19 protein-coding genes, 1 tRNA gene, 1 pseudogene and 1 riboswitch are annotated in these 23,466 nt (G+C 64.1%); of the genes and pseudogenes, 12 read left to right on the top strand and 9 right to left on the bottom strand.

Annotated features, from left to right (window positions below; translation table 11 throughout):
* The first annotated feature begins 9 nt into the window (after positions 1-9).
* The 3 genes from EPN80_RS07135 to EPN80_RS07125 all read left to right on the top strand — a co-directional run bounded on the left by EPN80_RS07135 (position 10) and on the right by EPN80_RS07125 (position 3,476).
* On the top strand, positions 10-1,038 hold the full coding sequence (locus EPN80_RS07135) for an adenosine deaminase (protein ID WP_293025201.1): 1,029 nt from the start codon (positions 10-12) through the stop codon (positions 1,036-1,038).
* A 276-nt stretch (positions 1,039-1,314) separates the two neighbouring features.
* Positions 1,315-2,664 carry a guanine deaminase gene (gene guaD, locus EPN80_RS07130; protein WP_293025199.1) on the top strand — a complete coding sequence of 450 codons (1,350 nt, stop codon included), beginning with the start codon at positions 1,315-1,317 and terminating at the stop codon, positions 2,662-2,664.
* A gap of 49 nt (positions 2,665-2,713) precedes the next feature.
* A riboswitch (yybP-ykoY riboswitch) is annotated at positions 2,714-2,941 on the top strand.
* Positions 2,910-3,476, top strand: coding sequence for a TMEM165/GDT1 family protein (locus EPN80_RS07125; RefSeq protein ID WP_293025197.1), 567 nt, complete (start codon positions 2,910-2,912; stop codon positions 3,474-3,476). Its footprint overlaps the riboswitch before it by 32 nt.
* Positions 3,477-3,545: 69 nt before the next feature.
* On the opposite strand, the gene EPN80_RS07120 is transcribed toward EPN80_RS07125, so the two are convergent.
* Complete coding sequence (locus EPN80_RS07120) at positions 3,546-4,154, bottom strand: DUF4136 domain-containing protein (RefSeq protein ID WP_293025195.1); 609 nt, start codon at positions 4,152-4,154, stop codon at positions 3,546-3,548.
* A gap of 129 nt (positions 4,155-4,283) precedes the next feature.
* Here EPN80_RS07120 and pepN point away from each other — a divergent pair, with 129 nt between their 5' ends.
* The 3 genes from pepN to EPN80_RS07105 all read left to right on the top strand — a co-directional run bounded on the left by pepN (position 4,284) and on the right by EPN80_RS07105 (position 9,392).
* Positions 4,284-6,959: an aminopeptidase N gene (pepN, locus tag EPN80_RS07115; RefSeq protein WP_293025193.1), complete on the top strand. Its 2,676-nt coding sequence runs from the start codon at positions 4,284-4,286 to the stop codon at positions 6,957-6,959.
* A gap of 283 nt (positions 6,960-7,242) precedes the next feature.
* Entirely contained in the window at positions 7,243-8,220 is a 978-nt protein-coding gene (locus EPN80_RS07110) for a chromate resistance protein ChrB domain-containing protein (RefSeq protein ID WP_293025191.1), read from the top strand.
* Positions 8,217-9,392, top strand: coding sequence for a chromate transporter (locus EPN80_RS07105; RefSeq protein WP_293025189.1), 1,176 nt, complete (start codon positions 8,217-8,219; stop codon positions 9,390-9,392). Before EPN80_RS07110 ends, EPN80_RS07105 begins: the two co-directional genes overlap by 4 nt.
* On the opposite strand, the gene metE is transcribed toward EPN80_RS07105, so the two are convergent.
* On the bottom strand, positions 9,355-11,727 hold the full coding sequence (gene metE / locus EPN80_RS07100) for a 5-methyltetrahydropteroyltriglutamate--homocysteine S-methyltransferase (protein WP_293025187.1): 2,373 nt from the start codon (positions 11,725-11,727) through the stop codon (positions 9,355-9,357). The two genes, EPN80_RS07105 and metE, sit on opposite strands and share 38 nt — an antisense overlap.
* 96 nt (positions 11,728-11,823) lie before the next feature.
* Here metE and EPN80_RS07095 point away from each other — a divergent pair, with 96 nt between their 5' ends.
* From EPN80_RS07095 to EPN80_RS07080, 4 genes are all read left to right on the top strand, one after another.
* Positions 11,824-12,747 carry a LysR family transcriptional regulator gene (locus tag EPN80_RS07095; RefSeq protein ID WP_293025185.1) on the top strand — a complete coding sequence of 308 codons (924 nt, stop codon included), beginning with the start codon at positions 11,824-11,826 and terminating at the stop codon, positions 12,745-12,747.
* Positions 12,748-12,830: 83 nt separating this feature from the next.
* Positions 12,831-14,120, top strand: a complete 1,290-nt coding sequence (locus tag EPN80_RS07090) for an aspartate carbamoyltransferase (protein WP_293025183.1) — start codon at positions 12,831-12,833, stop codon at positions 14,118-14,120.
* An 84-nt stretch (positions 14,121-14,204) separates the two neighbouring features.
* Positions 14,205-15,209, top strand: a complete 1,005-nt coding sequence (locus EPN80_RS07085) for a class 1 fructose-bisphosphatase (protein ID WP_293025181.1) — start codon at positions 14,205-14,207, stop codon at positions 15,207-15,209.
* 112 nt (positions 15,210-15,321) lie between these two features.
* A tRNA-Thr gene (locus tag EPN80_RS07080) sits at positions 15,322-15,397 on the top strand.
* A 557-nt stretch (positions 15,398-15,954) separates the two neighbouring features.
* Here EPN80_RS07080 and EPN80_RS07075 read toward each other — a convergent pair.
* The 5 genes and pseudogenes from EPN80_RS07075 to EPN80_RS07055 all read right to left on the bottom strand — a co-directional run bounded on the left by EPN80_RS07075 (position 15,955) and on the right by EPN80_RS07055 (position 18,415).
* Positions 15,955-16,233, bottom strand: coding sequence for a helix-turn-helix transcriptional regulator (locus EPN80_RS07075; RefSeq protein WP_293025179.1), 279 nt, complete (start codon positions 16,231-16,233; stop codon positions 15,955-15,957).
* Between the two features lie 3 nt (positions 16,234-16,236).
* A complete protein-coding gene (locus tag EPN80_RS07070; protein ID WP_293025284.1) occupies positions 16,237-16,506 on the bottom strand; it encodes a type II toxin-antitoxin system RelE/ParE family toxin in 270 nt (89 codons plus the stop codon).
* Positions 16,507-16,596: 90 nt separating this feature from the next.
* Positions 16,597-17,121, bottom strand: a pseudogene (locus EPN80_RS07065) (tyrosine-type recombinase/integrase); the annotation flags it as partial.
* A 34-nt stretch (positions 17,122-17,155) separates the two neighbouring features.
* Positions 17,156-17,449, bottom strand: a complete 294-nt coding sequence (locus EPN80_RS07060; protein WP_293025177.1) for a HigA family addiction module antitoxin — start codon at positions 17,447-17,449, stop codon at positions 17,156-17,158.
* 288 nt (positions 17,450-17,737) lie between these two features.
* Positions 17,738-18,415, bottom strand: a complete 678-nt coding sequence (locus tag EPN80_RS07055) for a DsbA family oxidoreductase (RefSeq protein ID WP_293025175.1) — start codon at positions 18,413-18,415, stop codon at positions 17,738-17,740.
* A 90-nt stretch (positions 18,416-18,505) separates the two neighbouring features.
* Here EPN80_RS07055 and EPN80_RS07050 point away from each other — a divergent pair, with 90 nt between their 5' ends.
* Complete coding sequence (locus tag EPN80_RS07050) at positions 18,506-19,165, top strand: trimeric intracellular cation channel family protein (RefSeq protein WP_293025282.1); 660 nt, start codon at positions 18,506-18,508, stop codon at positions 19,163-19,165.
* 90 nt (positions 19,166-19,255) lie between these two features.
* Here EPN80_RS07050 and EPN80_RS07045 read toward each other — a convergent pair whose 3' ends face one another.
* Positions 19,256-20,314, bottom strand: coding sequence for a LysR family transcriptional regulator (locus EPN80_RS07045; RefSeq protein WP_293025173.1), 1,059 nt, complete (start codon positions 20,312-20,314; stop codon positions 19,256-19,258).
* A 268-nt stretch (positions 20,315-20,582) separates the two neighbouring features.
* Here EPN80_RS07045 and EPN80_RS07040 point away from each other — a divergent pair, with 268 nt between their 5' ends.
* Positions 20,583-21,650, top strand: coding sequence for a porin (locus EPN80_RS07040; RefSeq protein WP_293025171.1), 1,068 nt, complete (start codon positions 20,583-20,585; stop codon positions 21,648-21,650).
* 255 nt (positions 21,651-21,905) lie between these two features.
* Here the strand turns inward: EPN80_RS07040 and EPN80_RS07035 are convergent, their stop codons facing one another.
* On the bottom strand, positions 21,906-23,288 hold the full coding sequence (locus EPN80_RS07035) for an MFS transporter (RefSeq protein ID WP_293025280.1): 1,383 nt from the start codon (positions 23,286-23,288) through the stop codon (positions 21,906-21,908).
* Positions 23,289-23,466 lie beyond the last annotated feature (178 nt).

The raw sequence follows: 23,466 nt of genomic DNA, 5'->3' as shown, positions 1-23,466 counted from the left end.
ATCGCTCCCATGAATCCGACGCTGATCAAGAAAATTCGCGACATGCCCAAGGCCGAGCTGCACCTGCATATCGAGGGCACGCTCGAACCCGAGCTGATTTTCCGCCTGGCCGAGCGCAACGGGCTCACTTTGCCCTACGCATCGGTCGACGCATTGCGCCACGCCTACGCCTTCACCGATCTGCAGTCGTTCCTCGATCTGTACTACGCCGGTGCCGGCGTGTTGCAGACCGAGCAGGACTTCTACGACATGACGTGGGCTTATCTCGCGCGCGCCCATGCCGATCATATCGTTCACACCGAGATTTTCTTCGATCCGCAAACCCACACCGCGCGCGGCATTCCGCTCGATCTGGTGCTGGGCGGCATCGAGCGGGCGCTGGCCGATGCCGAAAGGCGTTATGGCCTGTCGAGCCGATTGATATTGTGTTTTCTGCGGCACCTGTCCGAGGCCGACGCCATCGTCACGCTCGAGGCCGCGCTGCCCTATTTCAAAAGCCTGTCGCATCGGCTCATCGGCGTCGGGCTGGATTCGTCCGAGCGAGACAACCCGCCGGCCAAGTTCGCCCGCGTCTTCTCCCAATGCCGCGCATTGGGGCTGCGCCTGGTCGCGCACGCCGGCGAGGAGGGGCCGCCCGCTTATATCAGCGAAGCGCTCGATGTCCTGCACGTCGAGCGTATCGACCATGGCGTGCGCTGCGTCGACGACCCGGCATTGATGGCGCGTCTGGCGCGCGAGCACACCGCGCTCACGGTATGTCCGCTGTCGAACGTCAAGCTCAAGGTCTGCGACGACCTGAGCCGGCACCCGCTCAGGACCATGCTCGACGCCGGCCTGGCGGTCACGATCAATTCGGACGATCCGAGCTACTTCGGCGGCTATCTGAACGACAACTATCTGGCGACATTCGACGCCCTGGACCTGGACGAGCAGGATGCCTACACGCTGGCCCGCAACAGCTTCGAGGCCGCCTTCCTCGACGATCGACAGAAGCGCACCCTGCTGGGCCATCTGGAGCGCTATTGGCAAACGTCGTGAGGCTCGCCGCCTCGCGTCGGCAAGGGTCGCTGGGTTATCAAGGAATGCGAATGCGGCATATTCAGCCTCGGGCACCCCGTCACGCGCGGCTAATGTTACCTTCCCCTGACATGCTGGCGCGTGGGGCCCTCGGGTTCGCGCCACCGGCAAAAGACATCCACAAGAAACCGGAGACTCTTCGAGGATCACGACCGCCACGCCCCGGCCGCTCAGGCCTCATACGCGTGCCGTCGCCCGTCCCGCCGATCTCCACGTCCCACGAGAGAAACATCGACTATGCCTGCCGACCCGACCTCCCCCAAACTGCCCGACGCTGGCCAGCGCACGGCTTACCGCGCCCAACTGCTGTATTTCACCGGCGAGCCCGGCCACGCCGGCGACAATAGGGCGAGCACCACCGTGTGGCTGTCCGACGGGCTGCTCGTGGTCGAGGGCGCACGCATTGCGCAGGTCGGCGACTATCGCTCGCTCGCGTCCGATCTGGCCCCCGGCACGCCGGTGATCGACTGGCGCGACAAACTGATCACCCCGGGCTTCATCGACACTCACATCCACTATCCGCAGACCGATATGATCGCGTCGCCCGCCCCGGGCCTGCTGCCGTGGCTGGAGACCTACACGTTCCCGACCGAGCGCCGCTTCGAAGATCCGGCCTATGCGGCCGATGTCGCGCGTTTCTTCATCGATGAGCTGCTGCGTTGCGGCACCACCAGTGCGCTGGTGTACTGCACAGTGCATCCGGGCTCGGTCGATGCATTTTTCACCGAGAGCGCCGCACGCAACTTGCGCATGGTCGCCGGCAAGGTGATGATGGACCGCAATTGCCCGGAGTTCCTGCGCGACACCGCGGAGTCCGGCGGGCGCGACAGCGAAATGCTGATCCAGCGCTGGCATGGCCAGGGCCGGCAACTCTATGCACTGACGCCGCGCTTCGCTCCCACTTCGAGCGAAGCGCAATTGGGCGTATGCGGCGAGCTGGCGCAGCGCTATCAGGACGTATTCATCCAGACCCACGTGGCGGAAAACCTCGATGAAGTGAAATGGGTCAAGGAGCTGTTCCCGGGTCACCGCAGCTACCTCGACATCTACGATCATTACGGCCTGCTGCGCCCCCGCGCGGTGTATGGCCATTGCATCTGGCTCGACGGCCATGACCGCCGCCGCATGCAGGAAACCGGTGCGGTGGCCGCGCACTGCCCGACCTCGAACCAGTTCCTCGGCAGCGGGCTGTTCGATTTCGCTGCGGCCGAAGCCAGCCATATGCCGGTGACGCTGGCCACCGATGTCGGCGGCGGCTCGTCGTTCTCGATGCTGCAAACCATGAACGAAGCCCACAAGGTCGCGCGCCTGTCCGGCTATCACCTGAACGCCGAGCGGATGTTCTATCAAGCCACCGAAGGTGCCGCGCAAGCGCTCGGCCTGGGTGGCCGGATCGGCACCCTGGCGGCCGGCGCCGAAGCCGACTTCGTGGTGCTCGACCCCCGGGCCACGCCACTGCTGGCGCGCCGCACCGCGCAGGCGGACTCGCTCGAGGAACTGCTGTTCGCGCTGGCCATGCTGGGCGACGACCGCGCTGTCGCCGCCACGTTCGCGGCGGGCCGCCGCGTGCATCAGCGCGGCGGCTGAGCGCGGCCGCCGACGCTGGCCCGGCGCTGCCGGCCGATGCTATAATCGCCCCCACTTCATTGGGGAGTAGCCGCCCTGTCAGTAACGGCAGGGGCGCATGTCAACAGACTTGGCTGCCGAATTTCACCGGCGACCATGGCATGCGCAGCCACACATGGGCCTGGCCAGACCAATGACCGACTCCCTCGCGACGGGCCGGAGGGGGACGGTCATTGGCAAACCATATCGGCCCGGCGGAGCGCTCGATGTCCCCTTTCCTTATCTCGACCGGTGTGGTCGCGCTTGCCGAAATCGGCGATAAAACCCAATTGCTGTCGCTGGTGCTGGCGGCCCGCTTCAAGAAGCCGGTGCCGATCATCCTGGGCATTCTGGCCGCCACCCTGCTCAACCACGCGGGGGCCGGTGCGATCGGCGACTGGCTGACCACGGTGGTCAGCCCGGCCATCCTGCGCTGGAGCATCGTCATCTCGTTTCTGGCGATGGCCGTCTGGATCCTGATTCCCGACAAGCTCGATGCCGAAGACGACAGCGCACGCGGCAAATTCGGCGTGTTCGGCACCACCCTCGTCACCTTCTTCATGGCCGAAATGGGCGACAAGACGCAGATCGCCACCGTCATGCTGGCCGCGCGCTTTCATGAATTTTTCGGCGTCGTGGCCGGCACCACGCTGGGCATGATGCTCGCCAACGTGCCGGCGGTGCTGCTCGGCCACCGCTTCGCGCACCGCATGCCCACGCGCGCGGTTCACATCGCCGCGGCGGTGATCTTCGCGGTGCTGGGCGTGCTGGCCTGGCGCGAAGCCGGCATGTGAGTCGCGTGGCCCGCATGAAAAAAGCCCGCACAGGTGGCGGGCTCTCTGGTGCGATGGTGCCGGCGCGGGTCATTTCGACGGCGTGACTTTCTCCTCGACGCTCGACTGCTGCCCACTCGGGAATGGCAGCTTGGCCAGCGCCGCGCGAATCAGATAAGGCATGACGCCCACCAGCGAATTGCCGCCGTCTTCCGTGCGCGCCGACACCAGATAGACTTCCCGCCCGCTGGCGCGGTCGAGAAAGCGCAGTTGCAGCCATTTCATATAGACCGGCCAATCGCGCTCGACATACATCGGCGGCGGCCCCCACATCCACGGGTTGTAGCGCCAGCCCCAGGGGCCGTACCAGCCGGGCCCGAACATCGGGTCGAAGGCCGGCTCCTGAACGCGCACCACGCTGCTTTGCATGCCGTAGGCGAGCGTGACGAGATACTGGGCATCGCGCGTGGCCCGCTCCTGAAAACCGTCGCCCGCAAGCCGGTCTCGCACCCAGCCCTCGTAAGTCTTCTGCTCCAGGTTGTTTTCCTGCTCCGGGGTGCGCTTGAAGGCATAGGTGCGCGCCCCCGGGAATGCCCCGTTGTCGTGAAAGGCGACCACCTGGGTCGTCACCGTGCTGGCGCAAGCGCTCAGCAAAAACACCAGCGAAATCACTCCGCCAAGACGCCAATTGAGCCGCATCGCTTCTCCTTGAAATTTCGCGCAGCGAGTATTTTCCTTCGACTGGGCCCCTGCCGTGAAATTCAATTCCGGCGGGTGCCGCGCCGCTTAGGTACAATTTAACCATCACGTGCCGCTTACCGAGTTCCCATGCCAAGCCCAGATACCGCAGTCCGCCGCACCGATTACACCCCTCCTGCCTATCTGATCGATACCGTCGATCTGGCTTTCGATCTGGATCCCGGCAACACCACCGTCACCAACCGCATGCGGGTGCGCCGCAATCCGCAGGCCGCCGGCGCGGCGCTGCTGCTGCACGGGCAGGAACTGGAACTGCTCGGCATCGAGATCGACGGGGCGCCTTGCCACGACCATCGCCTGACGCCCGATGGCCTGCTCATCGAGCACCCGCCGCAGGATTTCGAGCTGCGTCTGGTCACGCGCTGCCGCCCTCAGGAGAATACCTCGCTGATGGGGCTGTATGTGTCGAACGGCAACTTCTTTACGCAATGCGAGGCCGAGGGTTTTCGCAAGATCACCTACTTTCTCGACCGGCCCGACGTCATGGCCACTTACACCGTGACGCTGCGCGCAGACCGGCAACGCTACCCGATCCTGCTGGCCAACGGCAATCTCGCCGAACAGGGCGAGCTGCCCGACGGCCGGCATTATGCCGTCTGGCACGATCCGTTCAAGAAACCCAGTTATCTGTTTGCGGTAGTGGCAGGCCAGCTGGTGTGCCGCGAGGAGCGCATTCGCATCGGTTCGGGCGAAGAAAAGCTGCTGCAGGTGTGGGTCGAGCCGCGCGACCTGCCCAAGACCGCGCACGCGATGGCCTCGCTGATCCATGCGATCCGCTGGGACGAACAGCGCTTTGGCCTGGCGCTCGATCTGGAGCGCTTCATGATCGTCGCCGTGAGCGACTTCAACATGGGCGCGATGGAAAACAAGGGCCTGAACGTCTTCAACACCAAATACGTGCTGGCCGACGCGCAAACCGCCACCGATGTCGACTACGGCAATATCGAGGCGGTGGTCGGCCATGAATATTTCCATAACTGGACCGGCAACCGCGTGACCTGCCGCGACTGGTTCCAGCTCAGCCTCAAGGAAGGCCTGACGGTATTCCGCGATCAGGAATTTTCGGCCGACATGATGGGCACCGAATCGGGGCGCGCGGTCAAGCGCATCGAAGACGTACGCGTGCTGCGCCAGGCGCAGTTTCCCGAGGACGCCGGGCCGATGGCGCACCCGGTGCGGCCCGACAGCTATGTCGAGATCAACAATTTCTACACCGTGACGGTGTATGAAAAAGGCGCCGAAGTCGTGCGCATGTACCAGACCCTGCTCGGCCGGGACGGCTTTCGCCGAGGGATGGATCTCTACTTCGCGCGGCACGACGGACAGGCCGTCACCTGCGACGATTTTCGCCAGGCGATGGCCGATGCCAACGGGCGCGACCTGACGCAGTTCAGCCGCTGGTACAGCCAGGCCGGCACGCCGCGCGTCAAGGTCACCGGCCATCACGATGCGGCCGCGCGCACCTACACCCTGACGCTGCGGCAGGAATGCCCCAAGGTCGGCGTCGAGACGCTGCCCGGCACGCCCGACAAGCTGCCGTTCCACATTCCTTTCGCCGTCGGCCTGCTCGACACGTCCGGGCACGACCTGCCGCTGCGCCTGCAGGGAGACGATGGCGCGGCCACCACTACCCGCGTGCTGGATTTCACCGAGGCCGAGCAGCGCTTTACCTTCGTCGAGATCGACGAGCCGCCGCTGCCGTCGCTGCTGCGCAACTTCTCGGCGCCGGTGATCGTCGAGCACGAATACACGGTCGACGAGCTGGCCTTTCTGATGGCCCACGACAGCGATCCGTTCAATCGCTGGGAAGCCGGCCAGCGGCTGGCCACCCGCCAGTTGCTCACGCATGTCGACGCGATCCGGCGCGGCGAGCTGCCCAGCGTCGACACCTTCGTCATCGACGCGTTCCGCCAGGTGCTGCGCGACAGCACGCTCGACCCGGCCTACCGCGAACTGGCGCTGACGCTGCCCGGCGAGAGTTACATTGGCGAGCAGATGGACGAAATCGATCCGGCGGCCATTCATGCGGCCCGGCAATACATGCGCCAGCGGCTGGCCACCGCCTTGCATACCGAATGGCTGGCCGCCTATCACAATCACCAGACACCGGGCGATTACCGCCCCGATGCCGCCTCGGCCGGCCAGCGCGGGTTGAAGAATCTGGCATTGAGTTACCTGAGCGAACTCAACGACACGCACGTCACGCAGACCGCCCAGGTCCAGTACGAACACGCCAACAACATGACCGATCGCCTGGCCGCGCTCAACGCGCTGGTCAACGGCGGGCAGAGCGCGCAGGAGCCCGCATCCGCGGCACTGGCCGAGTTTTACAGCCGCTTCGAGCAAGAGCCGCTGGCCATCGACAAATGGTTCGCGCTGCAGGCCATGCAGCGCGCCACCGGCGCGCAACGCGTCATCGATACGATACGCACGCTGCTGCAGCATCCGGCCTTCACGCTGAAGAACCCGAACCGCGCCCGCGCGCTGATCTTCAGCTTCTGCGCCGGCAACCCGGCGCAATTCCACGCCGCCGACGGCTCCGGCTACGCGTTCTGGGCCGACCAGGTGCTGGCGCTCGACGCACTCAATCCGCAAGTCGCCGCCCGCCTCGCGCGCGTGCTCGACCGCTGGCGCAAATACACGCCGGCGCTGCGCAGCGCGATGCTCGACGCGCTCAACCGCGTGGCCGCCCACCAGGGGCTGTCCAAAGACGTGCGGGAAATCGTCGACAAGGCGATCGGCTAGCCGCCTGGGCGCACGCGCCAACGCACCGGCACCCGGCGCGTTGGCATGCGCATTTGCACTTGCCCGGGCGACGGCAGCCATTGACGGACGCACCGCCCACGCCGCGGGCGTCCGAGCCCCATCCCGCGATCATTGAAGTCCTCTCCCGGATGCGCCTCACCCTCGCGTCCCGCGCCTGTATTCGAATCCTCCATCCGACACCGATCCTCGAGAACACCGCTCGAGTCAGGGTGTTCCCGCATTTCTATTGTTATATATATAACTTCATTGTAATGTGCATTACATGAATGCCTTTACCGATTGGCTTGTCTTCGTCCTCACCCTGCCGACCGACAACGCCACCGCACGCATGCGGTACTGGCGAGCGCTCAAAGCCAGGGGTTGCGCCGTGTTGCGCGACGGCGTCTATCTGCTGCCAGGCGGTGGCACGCGTGACAGCGAGCTTGCGGAACTGGGCAAAGGCGTCATTGCGGCAGGCGGCATCGCGCATCTGATGCACGCGCCAAGCCGCGACGCGGATCAGGAGGGCGAGTTTCGGGCATTGTTCGACCGTGCCGGCGACTACGCCGATTTCGTTCGAGCGCTGGCCGAGGCCCGCAAGACCGTGGCCGGGCTATCGGCAGCCGAAACCACGCGGCTGCTGCGGCGCTTGGGCAAGGAATATGAGGCCATCAGGGCAACCGACTATTTTCCCAGCGACGCCGCGATCGACGCCGAGGCCGCCTGGCAGGATTTCACGGCGCTGATCGACACCATCACCTCGCCGGGAGAACCCCACTGTGTCGACGGCAGTATTGCCCGCTTGCAGCTCGACGATTATCGAAACCGGCATTGGGCGACGCGCCGGCGTCTCTGGGTCGACCGCGTCGCCAGCGCCTGGCTGATTCGGCGTTTCATCGATCCGCAGGCTCGTTTCAGTTGGCTTGCATCGCCCGACGACTGTCCTCCCGACGCGCTGGGGTTCGATTTCGACGGTGCCGCTTTCACGCATGTCGGCGCCCTTGTGACCTTCCAGGTATTGGCCGCCAGCTTCGGGCTCGATCATGACGCCGGCCTGCGCCAGTTGGGCGAGATGGTACGCGCGCTCGACGTCGGAGGTGCGCCGGTGCCGCAGGCCAGCGGTTTCGAAGCCGTCCTCGCCGGCGCTCGGCAACGTGCCTGCGACGACAATGAATTGCTCGATGCGATATGCCCCGTGCTCGATTCGCTTCATGCCTATTTTTCGAGCCAGACGAACACCGACACAAGGAGCCGCCCGTGAACGCTTCCGAGGTATCCGCCCCTGGCTACACGATTGGCCAACTGACCCGCTACATGCTGCGCCTGGGCACCTTCGGCTTCGGCGGCCCGGTGGCACTGGCCGGCTATATGCGGCGCGACCTGGTCGAGCGCCTGGGCTGGATCACCGAGGCCGATTACAAGGAAGGGCTCACGCTGGCGCAACTCGCACCGGGCCCGCTGGCCGCGCAGCTTGCCATTTATCTGGGCTACGTGCATTACCGCATCCTGGGAGCGACGCTGGTCGGCGTCGCCTTTGTGTTGCCGTCATTCCTGATGGTGGTGTCGCTGGGGTGGGCCTACGTGCATTTCGGCGGGCTCGCATGGATGCAGGCGGTTTTTTACGGGGTTGGCGCCTGCGTGGTCGGCATCATCGCGATCAGCGCGTACAAGCTAACCGTCAAGACGGTCGGCAAAGACAGGTTCCTGTGGGCGATTTACCTGATTCTGGCTGCGGTCACGGTCGCAACGGAATCCGAGATCGCCTGGCTCTTCATTGCGGCCGGGCTGGTCGGATGGCTATGGCGCGCACCTCCGAAGTGGCTCGGTCATAGCGGCCTGAATGCGCTGGCGGCGACGCACCTGCCGCTGGCCAGCGGCCTGCCCGGCGATCTTGGCTTGCCGCTGCTTGGTCAGCTGGGCGCTTTTTTTATCAAGGCCGGCGCCTTTGTGTTCGGGTCCGGCCTTGCCATTGTGCCGTTCCTCTACGGTGGCGTCGTGACCGAGCACCACTGGCTCAACGACAAGCAATTCGTCGACGCGGTGGCCGTCGCGATGATCACGCCAGGACCGGTGGTCATCACCGTCGGCTTCATCGGCTACCTGATCGCCGGCCTGCCCGGGGCCTGCGTTGCCTCGCTCGGGACCTTTCTACCGTGCTACCTGTTTACCGTGATACCCGCGCCCTACTTCAAGAAGTACGGGAAACTGCCGGGCGTGCGGGCGTTCGTCGACGGCATCACGGCAGCGGCTGTCGGAGCGATTACCGGCTCGGTCATCGTCATCGCCAAACGATCCATCGTCGACCTGCCGACCGTTGCGCTGGCGCTGATCACCATCGGCATGCTCTGGCGTTTCAAGAAACTGCCCGAGCCGGTCGTGGTGGTTGCCGCCGCCATCATCGGACTGGTGATATTCCCGCTGATGCACCCCTAGCAGGCAGCGCGGCCAGGCGGGCCGCAAGGCCCGCGCCGCCGTGGTCCGGCAGCCTGGCCCGCACCGCCTGAGCCGCCGCGACCATCGCGGTGAGCGCCGGGTCGACCTGGGCCCAATCGCGCGTCTTCAGCCCGCAATCGGGATTCACCCACAGCCGCTGGGCCGGAATACGCGCCAGCGCAGCCTCGATCAAGCGCTCCATCTCGGCCTGCGCGGGCACGCGCGGCGAGTGAATGTCATACACGCCTGGGCCGATTTCATTCGGATAGTCGAACGCCTCGAAGGCATCGAGCAGTTCCATGTCGGAGCGCGTGGTCTCGATCGAGATCACGTCGGCATCGAGCGCCGCGATCGACGGCAGAATGTCGTGAAACTCCGAGTAGCACATATGCGTGTGAATTTGCGTATCGTCGGCCACCGCGCATGAGGCTACCTTGAAAGCCCGCACCGCCCAGTCGAGATATTCCGCCCAGTCGCGCCGGCGCAGCGGCAGGCCTTCGCGCAGTGCCGGCTCGTCGATCTGGATCACCCGCACGCCGGCTTTTTCCAGGGCGAGCACCTCGTCGCGCAGCGCCAGCGCGATCTGCAAAGCGGTGCGCTCGCGCGGCTGATCGTCGCGCACGAAGGCCCACTGCAGCATCGTCACCGGCCCGGTCAGCATTCCCTTGACCGGTTTGCTCGTCAGGCTTTGCGCATAGGCGCTCCAGGTCACCGTCATCGGTTCGGGCAGGTACACATCGCCGTAGATCACCGGCGGCTTGACGCAGCGCGAACCGTAGCTTTGCACCCAGCCGTTCTCGGTGATCGCATAGCCCCACAGCAGTTCGCCGAAATACTCGACCATATCGTTGCGCTCGGCCTCGCCGTGCACGAGCACGTCCAGTCCATAGGATTCCTGCTTTTCGATCGCCAGGCGAATCTGCGCGCGCATCGCTTCCAGATAATCGAGATGCGTCAACTGCTTGCGCTTGAAGCCGGCGCGCGCGGCGCGAATCTCGGCGGTTTGCGGGAACGAGCCGATGGTGGTGGTCGGCAGCAGCGGCAGCTTGAGCCACGCCTGTTGCGCGGCGATGCGCGTCGCGTAGTCGCTGCGGCGGCGCGCATCGGCCTCGCTCAGACCGTCGAGCTTGCGGCGCACGACCGGATTGTGAATGCGCGGCGAGCTGCGGCGCGCCGCCAGCGCCCGGGCGGTATCGTCGAATGCGGCCTGCACCGATGCCACGCCATCCGTGAGCGCCCGGCGCAGCACCGCAATCTCGTCGAGCTTTTGGCGACCGAACGCCAGCCACGCGCGCAGCTCGTCGTCCAGTTGGGTCTCCAGGCGCGCATCGACCGGCGCATGCAGCAGCGAGCAGCTCGAGCCCACCCAGAGCCGATCGCCCAGCGCCGCGTGCGCGGGCGCGAGCAACGCGAGCGAGCCGGCCAGATCGTGCCGCCATACGTTGCGCCCGTCGACCACGCCGCATGAGAGCACCTTGTCGGCCGGGTAGCCATCGACAAACGTGGCGAGCTGCTGCGGTGCGCGGGCCAGGTCGAGGTGCAGGCCGGCCACCGGCAGGGCCTTGAGCAAGGCCGCATGCTCGCTGACGTCGCCGAAATATGTGGTCAGCAAAATGCGCGGCGCGAGCGGCGCCAGCCGGCGATAGGCCGGCGCGGCCGCGGCCAGCCAGGCGGCAGGCAAATCGAGTGCAAACAACGGCTCGTCGATCTGCACCCACGCCACGCCCTGCGCACGGAGCCGCGCCAACAGGCGCTCATACTGCGCCAGCAGAGCCGGCAGGAGCGTCAGGCGATCGGCCAGGCCGTCCTTCTCCTTGCCCAGATACAGCAGCGTGAGCGGGCCGACCAGCACCGCCTTGACCGGATGACCGAGCGCCTGCGCCTCGGCCACCTCGTCGAACAGCCAATTCACGCCCTCCCCGAAGGTCGTTGCCGGACTATATTCCGGCACCAGGTAGTGATAATTGGTATCGAACCACTTCGTCATTTCCAACGCCGGCTGGGCGGCGTTGCCGCGCGCCATGGCGAAGTAGGCGTCCAGATCGAGATCACGGGCGTCGAAGCCGAAGCGTGCCGGCAGCCCGCCGACATGCGCGAGCGTGTTCAGCACGTGGTCGTACCAGGCAAAATCGCCCACCGTCACGCTATCCAGGCCGCCGAGCCCCGCTGCGGCGCCCGCCTCGCGCTGCGCCTGCCAATTGGCGTGGCGCAGTGCGCGGCCGGTGTGCGTCAATGCCGTCTCGTCGATTTCCTTGCGCCAGAATTTTTCCAGCGCGAATTTCAGCTCGCGGTGCGCGCCGATGCGCGGCAAACCCAATACGTGTGCTCCAGCCATTGCCATTCCTCTGCCATTGAAAGTCTGCTGGCAGTATCCGCCTCGCTCATTTATTATTCAAACGAAAGTTATTTCTGATAATCATTAATTATTTTCATGACAAGAACACCCATCGAACTCCGCCATCTGCAGACCCTGCTGGCCTTGCGCGACACTGGCAACGTCTCGCGTGCAGCCCAGTGGCTGCATCTGACGCAATCGGCGTTGTCGCACCAGATCAAGGCGCTCGAAGACTTTTACGGCCTGCCGCTGTTCGTGCGCAAATCGGCGCCGCCCAGCTTCACGCCGGCCGGCAAGCGGCTGCTCGAACTGGCCGAGCAGGTGGTGCCGTCGGTCGAAGCCGCCGGGCGCGACCTGGTGCGCCTCGCGCAAGGCACACGCGGCACGCTGCGCATCGCCGTCGAATGCCATACCTGCTTCGACTGGCTGATGCCGGCAATGGACGTCTTTCGCGCGCGCTGGCCGGAGATCGAGCTCGACATCGTTTCGGGCTTTCACGCCGACCCGATCGGCCTGCTGCACCAGGACCGCGCCGACCTGGCGATCGTCTCCGAATACGACCCCGACGAGGCGGTCGACCATCACCCGCTGTTCAGCTTCCAGATGGTGGCGTTGCTGGCCAACGACCATCCGCTGTGCGCCAAGCCGTTCCTCGACGCCGAGGACTTCCGCGCCGAGACGCTCATCACCTATCCGGTGCCGGACGATATGCTCGACCTGATGCGGCAGGTGTTGATCCCGGCCGGCATCGAACCGGCACGCCGCACCACCGAATTGACGGTCGCCATCCTGCAATTGGTGGCGAGCCGCCGCGGCCTGGCGGCGCTGCCGCTGTGGGCCGTGAGCGGCTATCTGGAGCGCCGCTACGTCACCGCCCGGCCGATTACCCGCGCCGGCCTCACCGGCAAGCTCTATGCCGCGACCCTGCCCGCCCTGAGCGGCAAGCCGTACATCGGCGAATTCGTCGCGGTGATGCGCGAGACCAGCCTGATGAACTTTCCGGAGATCGAGTTGCTGTAGGTGCGAGCGGCGCTGAAATTCGTGGACAAACACGAGACGTCGCCGTACTATACGCATCGCGTACAAATACAACAGAAAGGGTCATGATGAGCGCTCAACAAACCTTCCTGCGCGACGCCATGCGCCGCCTCAACATGACCCGAGACAGCTTCGCCGACCGTATCGGCGTGCGCCGCCGGGCGCTCGACACCTGGCTTTTGCCGGAAGATTCGAGCGAATTTCGCAGCATGCCGGGTATCGTCGAGAAATTCGTCGATGAAATCGTGCAGCGCGAGGCGCCGGCCGGCGGCGATACGCAAAGCGTACATACGTCGTTGCGCGAGCGCATCGCCGTCGAAGGCAAGCCGCAGTTGCTGTCGGTCGACCAATTCAGCCGCGAATCGCTCGAAGACCTGTTCCGCATCGCCGATATCATGCAGCCGATCGCACGCCGCCAGAAAATTTCGCGCGTGCTCGAAGGCGCGGTGCTGGGCAACCTGTTCTTCGAGGCCAGCACCCGCACCCGCGTGAGCTTCGGCGCGGCATTCTGCCGGCTGGGCGGCTCGGTGTGCGACACCACCGGCTTCACCTTCTCGTCGATGGCCAAGGGCGAATCGATCTACGACACCAGCCGGGTCATGAGCGGCTACGTCGACGCCCTGGTGGTGCGGCACCCCGAACAGGGCTCGGTGGCCGAATTCGCGCGCGCCACCAACATTCCGGTGATCAACGGCGGCGACGGCCCGGGCGAGCATCCGAGCCAGGCGATGCTCGACCTCTACACGATCCAGCGCGAATTCTCGCGGCTGGGCAAGCTGGTCGACGGCGCCCACGTGGCAATGGTCGGCGACCTGCGCTATGGCCGCACGGTGCATTCGCTGATCAAGCTGCTGGCGCTGTATCGCGGCCTGAAATTCACCCTGATCTCCCCCGTGTCGCTGGAAATGCCCGCCTATATCATCGACCAGGTCGAGCGCGGCGGCCACGTGGTCGAGCAATCGCAATCGCTCGAGGAAGGCTTGCGCGGCGCCGACGTGGTGTACGCCACGCGCATCCAGAAGGAGCGTTTCGCCAACGAGGCGATCGAGGGCTACACGCCGGAATTCCAGGTCTCCCAGGCGCTGATCAATCGCGTGTGCGATGCCGGCACGATCATCATGCATCCGTTGCCGCGCGACAGCCGGCCGGGCGCCAACGATTTGTCGACCGACCTGAACCACGACCCGCGCCTGGCGATCTTCCGCCAGACCGACAACGGCATTCCGATCCGCATGGCGATCTTCGCCGTGCTCATGGGCGTGGAAAACCAGGTACAGCACGCGATGCGCGACGTCACCTGGCGCACGCCGTCGCGCATCGGCCCGGACGACGCCTCGTTCGACGGCCTGGACTGAGCCGGCAAAAGTAAAAAGGCGCATGAGCGCGTCCCGGGCGGGTAAAATTGCGGCAACCCAAGTCTTTTGCCCTGGAGTGCAGTCATGCGCCGTAAAACCCTCACCCAATACCTGATCGAGCAGCAACGCGAGTTCGGCAACATCCCCGCCGAATTGCGCCTGCTCATCGAAATCGTCTCGCGCGCCTGCAAGACCATCGGCTACAACGTCTCCAAAGGCGCGCTCGGCGGCGTGCTGGGCAGCGCCGGCAGCGAAAACGTGCAAGGCGAGATCCAGAAAAAGCTCGACGTGATCTCCAACGAGATCCTGCTCGAAGCCAACGAATGGGGCGGCCACCTCGCCGCCATGGCGTCGGAGGAAATGGAGCAGGTCCACCACATCCCCAATCGCTACCCGAAAGGCGAATACCTGCTGCTGTTCGATCCGCTCGACGGCTCGTCGAACATCGACGTCAACGTCTCGATCGGCACCATCTTCTCGGTACTGCGCTGCCCCGACGGCGTGTGCGAGGCCACCGAGCAGGACTTCCTGCAGCCCGGCACCCGGCAAGTCGCGGCCGGCTATGCGGTCTACGGCCCGCAAACCGTGCTGGTGCTGAGCACCGGCCACGGCGTGCACTGCTTCACGCTGGACCGCGAGATGGGCTCCTGGGTGCTGACCCAGGAAAACATGCGCATCCCGGAAGACACCAAGGAATTCGCCATCAACGCCTCGAATTCGCGGCATTGGTACCCGCCCGTCAAGCGCTACGTCGACGAACTGCTGCTGGGCGCGGAAGGCCCGCGCGGCAAGGACTTCAACATGCGCTGGATCGCCTCGATGGTGGCCGACGTGCATCGCATTCTCACGCGCGGCGGCATCTTCATGTACCCGGCCGACGCGCGCGATCCCAGCAAGCCCGGCAAGCTGCGCCTGATGTACGAAGCCAACCCGATGAGCTTCCTGGTCGAGCAGGCCGGCGGCGCGGCCACCAATGGCGCGCAACGCATGCTCGAAGTTCAGCCCACCAGCCTGCACGAGCGCGTGGCCGTGTTCCTCGGCTCGAAAAACGAAGTCGAGCGCGTGACCGGCTATCACCAGCAGGATTGAGCCGGCCTGGCGTCGGCCCCGCTTCGGCGACGCCATGCGCACCGCTGCCGGGAAAAATATTGCGTCAGGCTAGTGACAAATCACCTCTGGTTTTGTTAAAATCCGAGGCTTCGCCGGAATAGCTCAGTCGGTAGAGCAGCGCATTCGTAATGCGAAGGTCGGGGGTTCGACTCCTCTTTCCGGCACCAATAAAATCAAAGGGTTACCGCAATCATGCGCGTAACCCTTTGTCGTTTCTGGCAACAGTGTAACTACTGTGCAACCGGATTGGAGAAACTGCAGGCCTACATAGGCGATTTAGCAAATCCACTGATAATCCAGCTTAGAGTGCGGGCGCAGACGTATCCGATGACCCCGAGTAACGCTGACCTGCGTCCTTCACTAGTACCAACCGGTCACGGTAGGCCTCATATCCATGAAGCACCTCAGAACTTTCGCCGTTAATTAGCGCTCGCAGTTCTGCAGCGATACCAACACAAGCCCACATGTAGCAGTCCCAGCGTTTCATGGGTGTTGCGAAAAGCCTCGCCACTGTCGCCGTAAGTCTGAAAAAGTAGCGCATCAAGCTTTAATGCAAGCTCGCTCGCGCGGTCTTGAGGAAACGATTTTGGGGTAGGGACCGGCGTAGAATTGGTCTTAGCCAAGATTCAAGCTCCTTTCTAGCTTGGCTTATGGCCAGGCGGCGCGAAGTGCTGCAACACCCGCGCCGCCGCTCCGCCTGATACCGTCAGGCAACGGTCATGCTCTATACGGCCTCAAGACGCACCACAGCGCGGCTTCCAGTTGCCTCGGCATATCGGGCAAGTGTACGCATCGAAGGCAACGAACGGCCACTCTCCATTCTGGCAATCGTCGATTGGGTCGTATGCATCCGTTCTGCCAACTCATCTTGAGTCAGCCCGGCTCGAACACGCGCTGCAATGAGTTCTCGTGCAATGGCAAACTCCGGCGCTTGGGCGTCGTATTCAGCCTTGGTTTTGGGGTCCGCCAGCAGGCGTTTTTTCAGGGTGGCAAGGTCAGTCATCGTTCAATCCTCTTTCATTCTGGCGAGAGCTGTCTCGATGGCCCGGCGCGGCGTCTTCTGCGTCTTCTTCACGAACACGTGCAGCACAACCAGACGCTGCCCGGTCCGTGTAACGTATATCGCCCGCGCGATGCCATCCCGGCCCGTCATGCGGATTTCCCACAACTTTCCATCCAACGGGCGCACGTGCGGCATTCCGACGCGCTGCGGACCAAATTCCGCCAGCATTTCCGCGATGTGCAGAAAGCGGGCGCGCATATCGGGCGGCAGCACCAGCAATTCGGCTTCAGCGTCAGGTATTAACTCTACGTGCCATGCCATTATTTTATCGCTTTTTTGCTATATTCGTAAATCACTGCGCCACTACCCGCAAGGCGCCTGCTCAGGCTTAAAGTCGATGCCCGCCTGCTCCAGCATCCACGTCTCAATCTTGTCGTGCCAGTTTCGCAGCAGGTCCAGCGGACGGCGGCGATAATGCTTCTCGGCAAGTGCGCTCGCGGTGTGCCCCATAATTTGCGCCACCACGCCCACAGGCACCTCGCACCACTCAGAAAGCGTGCCGAATGACCGGCGCAGGCCATGCAGCGTCACATGAGGCAATCCGGCAGCGGCTAGCACCTGATTGTGCGCAATGCGCGGCTCGGCAATCTTGCCATCGGCGGCGGCCGGACTGCTGAACACCCATTCATTGCGGCGCGGTAACGCGGCCAGCAAGGAGGCAGGATAAGTTGTCAGCGGAATAACTCGGTCCGTCACCGTTTCCACCTTGTCAGCCACACGCAGGCTTCGCCATTGAAAATCCACACCGGCACACTTGAGCGCCGCCATTTCCTCGCGGCGTGTGCCGGTAAGCAATAACGCTTGCAAGTAGGCACTGATAACCGGGTTCTTGGATCGCCCAAGCCAGAATCCTCGGCCACTGCTAGACGTTCAACCGCTTTGCCGGTTTGACTTTGAGCGTGCTTTTTTTCTCCGCATGCCATAAGTCATATTGAAGCTGCTGCCGCAGCCAGATTTCCGGGCTGCCGCCCAGCCATTGGGCCAAACGAATTGCCATATCGGCACTAATCGCAGCCCGCCCGTCAATTACCCTCGAAAGTGCCACACGCGACACCCCCAATTGCTCGGCGGCTTCGGTCACACTCAGATCCAAGGCCGGCAATACATCTTCCTTGAGTGCGTCGCCGGGGTGCGGCGGATGGTACATGCGCGCCATATTCTGTTCCCTACTGATAATCCTGGTAATCGACAACCTCGGCGTCCTCGCCGCTGGCAAAACTCTCCCATGGGCACGCGACTGATTGAGAAATGCCAGATATGGCCTGTGCGCGATAGTTCACCCTCTTTCCGCTTTGCCCGGAATATCGGACTATTCAGTTGATCGCTCGCAGCCCCCGATAATGCAAATCCGGCGCTTGCCAGCGTGCCTCACTCGTTATATGAGACACACGCAAAAAAGCCCAACCGCCAGGTTGGGCTTTTTGCTTTCAGGGAGCGTGGCGCCCTACTCCGCCGCCAGCACCTCGCGAATCACCTGTTCGAAGGTCTCCACCGGCTGGCCGCCGGTCAGTACGTAGCGGCGATTGAAGATGATGGTCGGCACCGAATGGATGCCCTTGGCTTGGTAGTCCCGCTCCTCGGCGCGTACCTGCTCGGCGTAGTCGCCACGCTGCAGCACGGCGCGCGCCTCGACCGGGTCGAGCCCGACGGATTCCGCGACCTCGACCAGGACGTCGTGGTTGCTGACATCCTTGTCGTCCGAATGATAGGCGCGCAGCAGCGCGAGCTTGAGCGGCAACTGCTCGCCCTGGAGACCCGCCCAATGCATCAGGCGATGCGCGTCGAACGTGTTGTAGACGCGGGTGCGCGGGCCGAACGTGAAGTCGACACTCGCGCCGCGCTCGCGGATCATCGCTTGCGTCTGGGCCACCTGCTCCGGCGTGCGGCCATACTTCCTGCTGAGATACTTGACGGTGTTCTCGCCGCCGGCGGCCATGTCCGGATTCAGCTCGAATGGGTGCACCACGATCTCGGGCTCGACCTCGTTTTCGAGACGGGCCAGCGCAAGCCGCAGCGACGACAGCCCGACCGCGCACCATGGACAGGCAATATCCGAGACAAAATCGATTCTTAACGGTTGCGGTTGCATGGTGCTTTCCTCCGGCTTGATCGCTTCGATCATACCAGCGAATTTTCCGGCCAACCGGTGTATATTCGCTCCCAGCGCCATCTGGCCGGCGTCTGGCCAGCCTTCACTATCAGACAGATCATCGTGCCCCCCCACGTCGTCAATTCCCATGTGGTGTACACCGTCCTCGATCTGGTGGGCACCTTCGCGTTCGCCATCAGCGGTGCCGTCGCGGCCCGCCAAAGACGACTCGATCTGTTCGGCATCGCGGCCGTCGCCTTCACCGTGGCCTGCGGCGGCGGCATCGTGCGCGACGTCTGCATCGGTGCCGTGCCGCCGGCGGGCCTGTCGAACTGGCGCTACCTGGCCGCCTCGCTGTGCGCCGCCGCGCTCACCATCCTGGCGTATCCGAAAATCCGGCGCCTGCGCCATTCGGTGCTGCTTTTCGACGCGATCGGGCTCGGCCTGTTTGCCGTGTCGGGCGCGCAAAAGGCGCTCACCTACGGACACAGCGCGGAACTGGCAATCCTGCTGGGCATCGTCAGCGCGGTCGGCGGCGGCGTGATGCGCGACGTCATGCTCTCGCGCGTGCCCGCCATCCTCGAGCGCGAGATCTACGCCTCGGCCGCCCTGCTCGGCGCGGTGACCCAGGTCGGCCTTTACTACGCCGGCTGGAGCAATGCCTGGACGCCCTGGCTCGCGACGCTCGCCTGCGTGACGGCGCGGCTCGCCTCGCTCTATTTCGGCTGGCGTCTGCCGGTGTTCGGCGAGGCGCGGGAGAATGGGGTTCGCGACAACCGCTGATCGGCCGATGCCTCTAGACGGCGAGCCGTTCGCAACGGCGAGCAAAGACACCCTCCCGCCGCCAGCCAATCCGCCTCGGCCAGGTTCCCGTCATTTGTCGTTCGCATCGGTTGGCACAAGGCGTCGCCGCGCACCTTTCTCGCTCGCTCCCATGCGCCTGGACGAGGCTCGGTCCGCGCCTTCCGCGGCACGGCTCTTCGGCTTTGGATCGACGGCAAGAGGCGCCTGAGGCAGGCCCAGATATTGCCCCGACTCGATCAGTTCGGCGGAAATTTGTTTCAGCAACTCGATGACGATGCGCAGCGCCGGCGTCATCGAGCCTTGCCGGGCACTGGCCAGCGTCACGAAACGCGTAATGCCAGGCCGCACGATGCGCGCCGCGCGCAGGCGACCGGCACGGATGTCCTGCGCAATCGCCCACGGGCCCAGCACCGCGTAGGCGCGACCGCTGGCAGCCACCTCGCGCTGCACCGCCAGGGAATCGGCATCGAAGATCGTACGCAACACGATGCCCGCCCGTCGCGCCTCGTCGTCGAGCATGTCACGCAATCGGTTGGGGCGCCCGGGCAATACCAGCGGCGCATTCTGAAGCTTTCGAAAATCGACGCTCTCGTGTTGCGTCAGCGGCGCATCGGGGGCGCCGACCAGATAGGTGTTGATGGTCGCCAGCGTCGCCAGGCGTTCGGTGGTCATCGCCCGCTCGGCGTGAAAGAGTATCGCCAGATCGACCCGCCCGGTGTCGAGCCACGTTTCAACCTCGCCGAGCTGGCTTTCGCGAATGTTCAAGCGAATATCCGGATAAGCGGCCGCCAGACGCTCGCATAGCGTCGTGATCAGGGGATGGGCAGTCGATTGCAGAATCCCGATGCGCACCTCGCCGACCGGAATGCCCGAGGAGGTTCGAATGTCATTGAGCAGTTGATCGGTATCCGCCAGCCAGGCGCGCACCCGCGGAATGATTCGCTCGCCGAAACCGGTCAGCGTCACGCCCCGCCCGGTGCGCTCGAACAGCCGGCCACCGCACTCGCGCTCGAACTCGGCGATCTGCCGGCTGACATGCGATTGCACCGTCTGGCGCAACGCTGCAACGCGGCTGATGCTCCCCAATTCCGCGACTTCGACGAAAAGCTTGAATATCTCGCGATTCATGTCGCCTCCATTGATATCTCAAATCGAGCATATCTGAATTCGCTCCCTTCAGTCTATCCGCATAACTCAGCGTTACATACACTGGCTTCGGCGAGGGATGCGGGTACGCCATGTGCGCGCTCTTTGACGGGCTCTTCATGGCGCGTCGCAAGGCAATACGACCCTCGCGCCCGGTGCGGCATCGATGCGCCGCGGCATGCGCCACAGGGTAGCGCGGCACATACCCCAGGCTCGGCGTGCCCCAAAACAATTTCAAGGAGACAACCCCATGCTTGCCAGCAAGCGCCTTAAATCCAGAAGCGTCCTCGCCATGAGTTGCCTCGCGGCGGCTTCCTTGGTCCTGTGCAACGGCTCGGCCAAGGCGGCGTCGCCGCTTGCCGACTCATCCTCGTCGGTTCAGCTGTATGGACTGATCGGCGTCTACGTCGATCAGTCGAAACTCAGCACCACACCGCATGGCATGGTCCAGCAGGGTGGCGGCGGCTTGACCACTTCATATTGGGGCATGCGCGGGCGCGAGGACCTCGGTAACGGCACCGCGGTCATTTTTGCGCTGGAGAGCTTCTTCAGGCCAAACACCGGCCAAATGGGACGCAATCCCTCCGACGGATTCTTCGCCCGCAACGCATACGTGGGATTGTCCTCCGTCGCGTACGGGACGCTCAAGGTCGGCCAACAGACGACCGGCACCTACCTGCACCAGATACTGCTCAATCCGTTTGGTCCGTCGGTCGTGTTCTCGCCGCTTATCGTGCAATCGTATATGGCGGCCTACAACGGCACGGCCATCGGCGACACCGTCTGGTCCAACACGATCGGGTATACCTCTCCTTCCTTTGCCGGCCTCACCGGTAACGTGCAATATGGCGTGAGCGATGTCACCGGACATCAGGGCCGCGACAATCTCGGCCTGCATCTCACCTATAAGAACGGGCCGCTGCTGGTCGCTTTGTCCGCGCAGCGCGTGCGGGCCGCGGCGATCGCCCCGGCGCAGCAGCAGTACCTCTACCTGGGAGGCGCCACGTACCAGACCCGTTTCGCAAAATTCTACGGCGCGCTCCAGACGACCAATACGACGACACTCGGCATCGGCTCTCACACTTACGAGCTAGGCGTCTCGGTCCCGGTTTCCCCGCGGGCATCCGTGCTGGCGGAGTGGGCTCTCACCAAGCAAAGCGGCCCCCGGCAGAAAAATACCGTGCGCGACACGACATCGATTGCCTACGATTATTTCTTCTCCAAGCGTACCGACGTCTACGCCGCCTATTCGTATGACAAGCTGGCATCGAACCCGTCCGGCAGCACCTATGGCATCGGAATGCGTCACCGGTTCTAGAGCTCGTGCTCGCAACAAGGGGCGGCTCGCGCTGCCGCGCTGCCGCCCCTTCACCACCCGCTCCGGCTCACTCGCCGCCCTCCCGCAGCACTTCACCGGCAATCCCCGGCCGGGCATCAATCCAGATACAGTCACGTAAAAAAACATCGAGCCATCACGGGTCGCGGCACCTCGCCGCGCCAAGTGATGGCTCTTTCGTTGAACATCCACGACGTCAATCGTCGGCCAGTCCGTGCTCGCCGCGACGAGTTGATCTCAAGGCGAGATTTCTTCCAGCGCGCGATTGGTCGTCTCGATCATGCGCGACGCCGCGCCAAGGCCGACCATGGTCGCCAGGGCGAACATCAGAAACACCGCGCCGATCCCGTACCCGGTCAGAACGATACCCACGATGGCCGGAGCGGCTGCCGACGCCGCACGAAGCCACGACGTCGCCACCCCGGTGCCGATCGCACGCATGCGCGTAGGGTAAATTTCCGGCGTATAGAGATACAGCATGACGGTGACAGTGCCCATAACAGCATAGGCGGACGAGCCCAGCACCATCAGCGACCACGGGCTGCCCGTGGCGAGTGCGCCGAGCCCCAGCAGCAGCGCGCCGCTGATCAGGAAGCAGGCCATGGCCCAGCGCCTGCGCCCGACGCGGTCGATCAGAAATGCGCATCCGAGCACCGCGAGCACACTCAACACGTTCGACATCGACGCCAGCCTCAGGGACTCTTGCAGCGGCAGATGGTAGACCGTCTTGTACAGGCTCGGCAGCCAGTTATTGATGCCATTCGCAACAAAATACGCGGCAGCCCAAAGCACCCATACACCCAACGTGCGGCCTCGATACACCGGCGAGAACAGCTCCTTCCAGGTGGCCTTGCCATGCCGGCGGGCGCCCTGGCGCAGCGAGGCCAAACGGGCTTCGATCTCGCTTCGGTCGCGCACGGCATCGAGATCTCGCCTGGGCGTGCTGGCTTCGATTCCTTCGATGATCCGCTCGGCTTCGTCGCAGCGATTCTTGCCGACCAGCCAACGCGGCGATTCGGGCAAACGGGCAATCAGCAGCGCCACCAGCAGGCCCGGGATCGCTCCGACCAGGAACATGCATTCCCAGCCGAAACGCGGCACGACGAACGCGCCGGCTTGCGCCGCGCCAAGTAACCCCAGCGGGAAGATCAGCTCGTAGAGCACGAAGAACCGGCCGCGGCCATGCGCCTGCGACAGCTCGCTGATATAGGCCGCCGCGACGGGGACTTCGCCGCCCACGCCGATGCCTTGCACGAAGCGGGCCAGGAAAAGCATATGAAAATTGCCGGTGAACGCGCAGGCCACGCCCATCACCGACATCAGCCCAACCGCCACCGCCGCGCTACGCACCCGGCCGAAGTGCTCCGCGCACCAGCCGAATACCAGGGCGCCGATCAACTGGCCAAGATAGCCGGCCGCAATCAGCACGCCGATTTCCTTGGCACTGAGATGCCACAGACCAACCAGCACCGGCATGGCGAAAGCGAGCGACAGCGCATCGAATGCATCGAAGAATGTCGCGCTGCCCATGATCACGCGGGCTTTGGTGTGCCACCGGGTAAAGGGTACGTTTTCGATTCTAAAGAGCAGGTGCGCGCCGCGAGCGAGCGGGTCTTCCATGCGGCTGACACCGGGCTCGCCGTCGATGTGCTCTCCGGCCAAGGCATTACTCATGTCGTCTTGTATGGATGCCTCCCGGCGATAGGTAGTAACCCGCATCGTGTTGTGAAGAAGTCGGCTGCTGCCTTGTATCCGGCCTAGTGTGTGGATCGATGGGTTGCCCCGCTCGGCCACTGGC

The organism is Pandoraea sp., assembly GCF_004297875.1.
Taxonomy (GTDB): domain Bacteria; phylum Pseudomonadota; class Gammaproteobacteria; order Burkholderiales; family Burkholderiaceae; genus Pandoraea.
The sequence above is the reverse complement of the archived record's forward strand: the minus strand, read 5'-3'. Positions and strand labels throughout refer to the sequence as shown.

Coding starts and splice junctions, on each gene's coding strand:
- EPN80_RS07095 (WP_293025185.1), top strand. CDS start 11,824: ATGACAAGAACACCCATCGAACTCCGCCATCTGCAGACCCTGCTGGCC.
- EPN80_RS07125 (WP_293025197.1), top strand. CDS start 2,910: ATGTCCCCTTTCCTTATCTCGACCGGTGTGGTCGCGCTTGCCGAAATC.
- EPN80_RS07110 (WP_293025191.1), top strand. CDS start 7,243: ATGAATGCCTTTACCGATTGGCTTGTCTTCGTCCTCACCCTGCCGACC.
- EPN80_RS07040 (WP_293025171.1), top strand. CDS start 20,583: ATGCTTGCCAGCAAGCGCCTTAAATCCAGAAGCGTCCTCGCCATGAGT.
- EPN80_RS07055 (WP_293025175.1), bottom strand. CDS start 18,415: ATGATCGAAGCGATCAAGCCGGAGGAAAGCACCATGCAACCGCAACCG.
- pepN (WP_293025193.1), top strand. CDS start 4,284: ATGCCAAGCCCAGATACCGCAGTCCGCCGCACCGATTACACCCCTCCT.
- EPN80_RS07045 (WP_293025173.1), bottom strand. CDS start 20,314: ATGAATCGCGAGATATTCAAGCTTTTCGTCGAAGTCGCGGAATTGGGG.
- EPN80_RS07120 (WP_293025195.1), bottom strand. CDS start 4,154: ATGCGGCTCAATTGGCGTCTTGGCGGAGTGATTTCGCTGGTGTTTTTG.
- guaD (WP_293025199.1), top strand. CDS start 1,315: ATGCCTGCCGACCCGACCTCCCCCAAACTGCCCGACGCTGGCCAGCGC.
- metE (WP_293025187.1), bottom strand. CDS start 11,727: ATGGCTGGAGCACACGTATTGGGTTTGCCGCGCATCGGCGCGCACCGC.
- EPN80_RS07135 (WP_293025201.1), top strand. CDS start 10: ATGAATCCGACGCTGATCAAGAAAATTCGCGACATGCCCAAGGCCGAG.
- EPN80_RS07090 (WP_293025183.1), top strand. CDS start 12,831: ATGATGAGCGCTCAACAAACCTTCCTGCGCGACGCCATGCGCCGCCTC.
- EPN80_RS07060 (WP_293025177.1), bottom strand. CDS start 17,449: ATGGCGCGCATGTACCATCCGCCGCACCCCGGCGACGCACTCAAGGAA.
- EPN80_RS07035 (WP_293025280.1), bottom strand. CDS start 23,288: ATGGAAGACCCGCTCGCTCGCGGCGCGCACCTGCTCTTTAGAATCGAA.
- EPN80_RS07075 (WP_293025179.1), bottom strand. CDS start 16,233: ATGACTGACCTTGCCACCCTGAAAAAACGCCTGCTGGCGGACCCCAAA.
- EPN80_RS07085 (WP_293025181.1), top strand. CDS start 14,205: ATGCGCCGTAAAACCCTCACCCAATACCTGATCGAGCAGCAACGCGAG.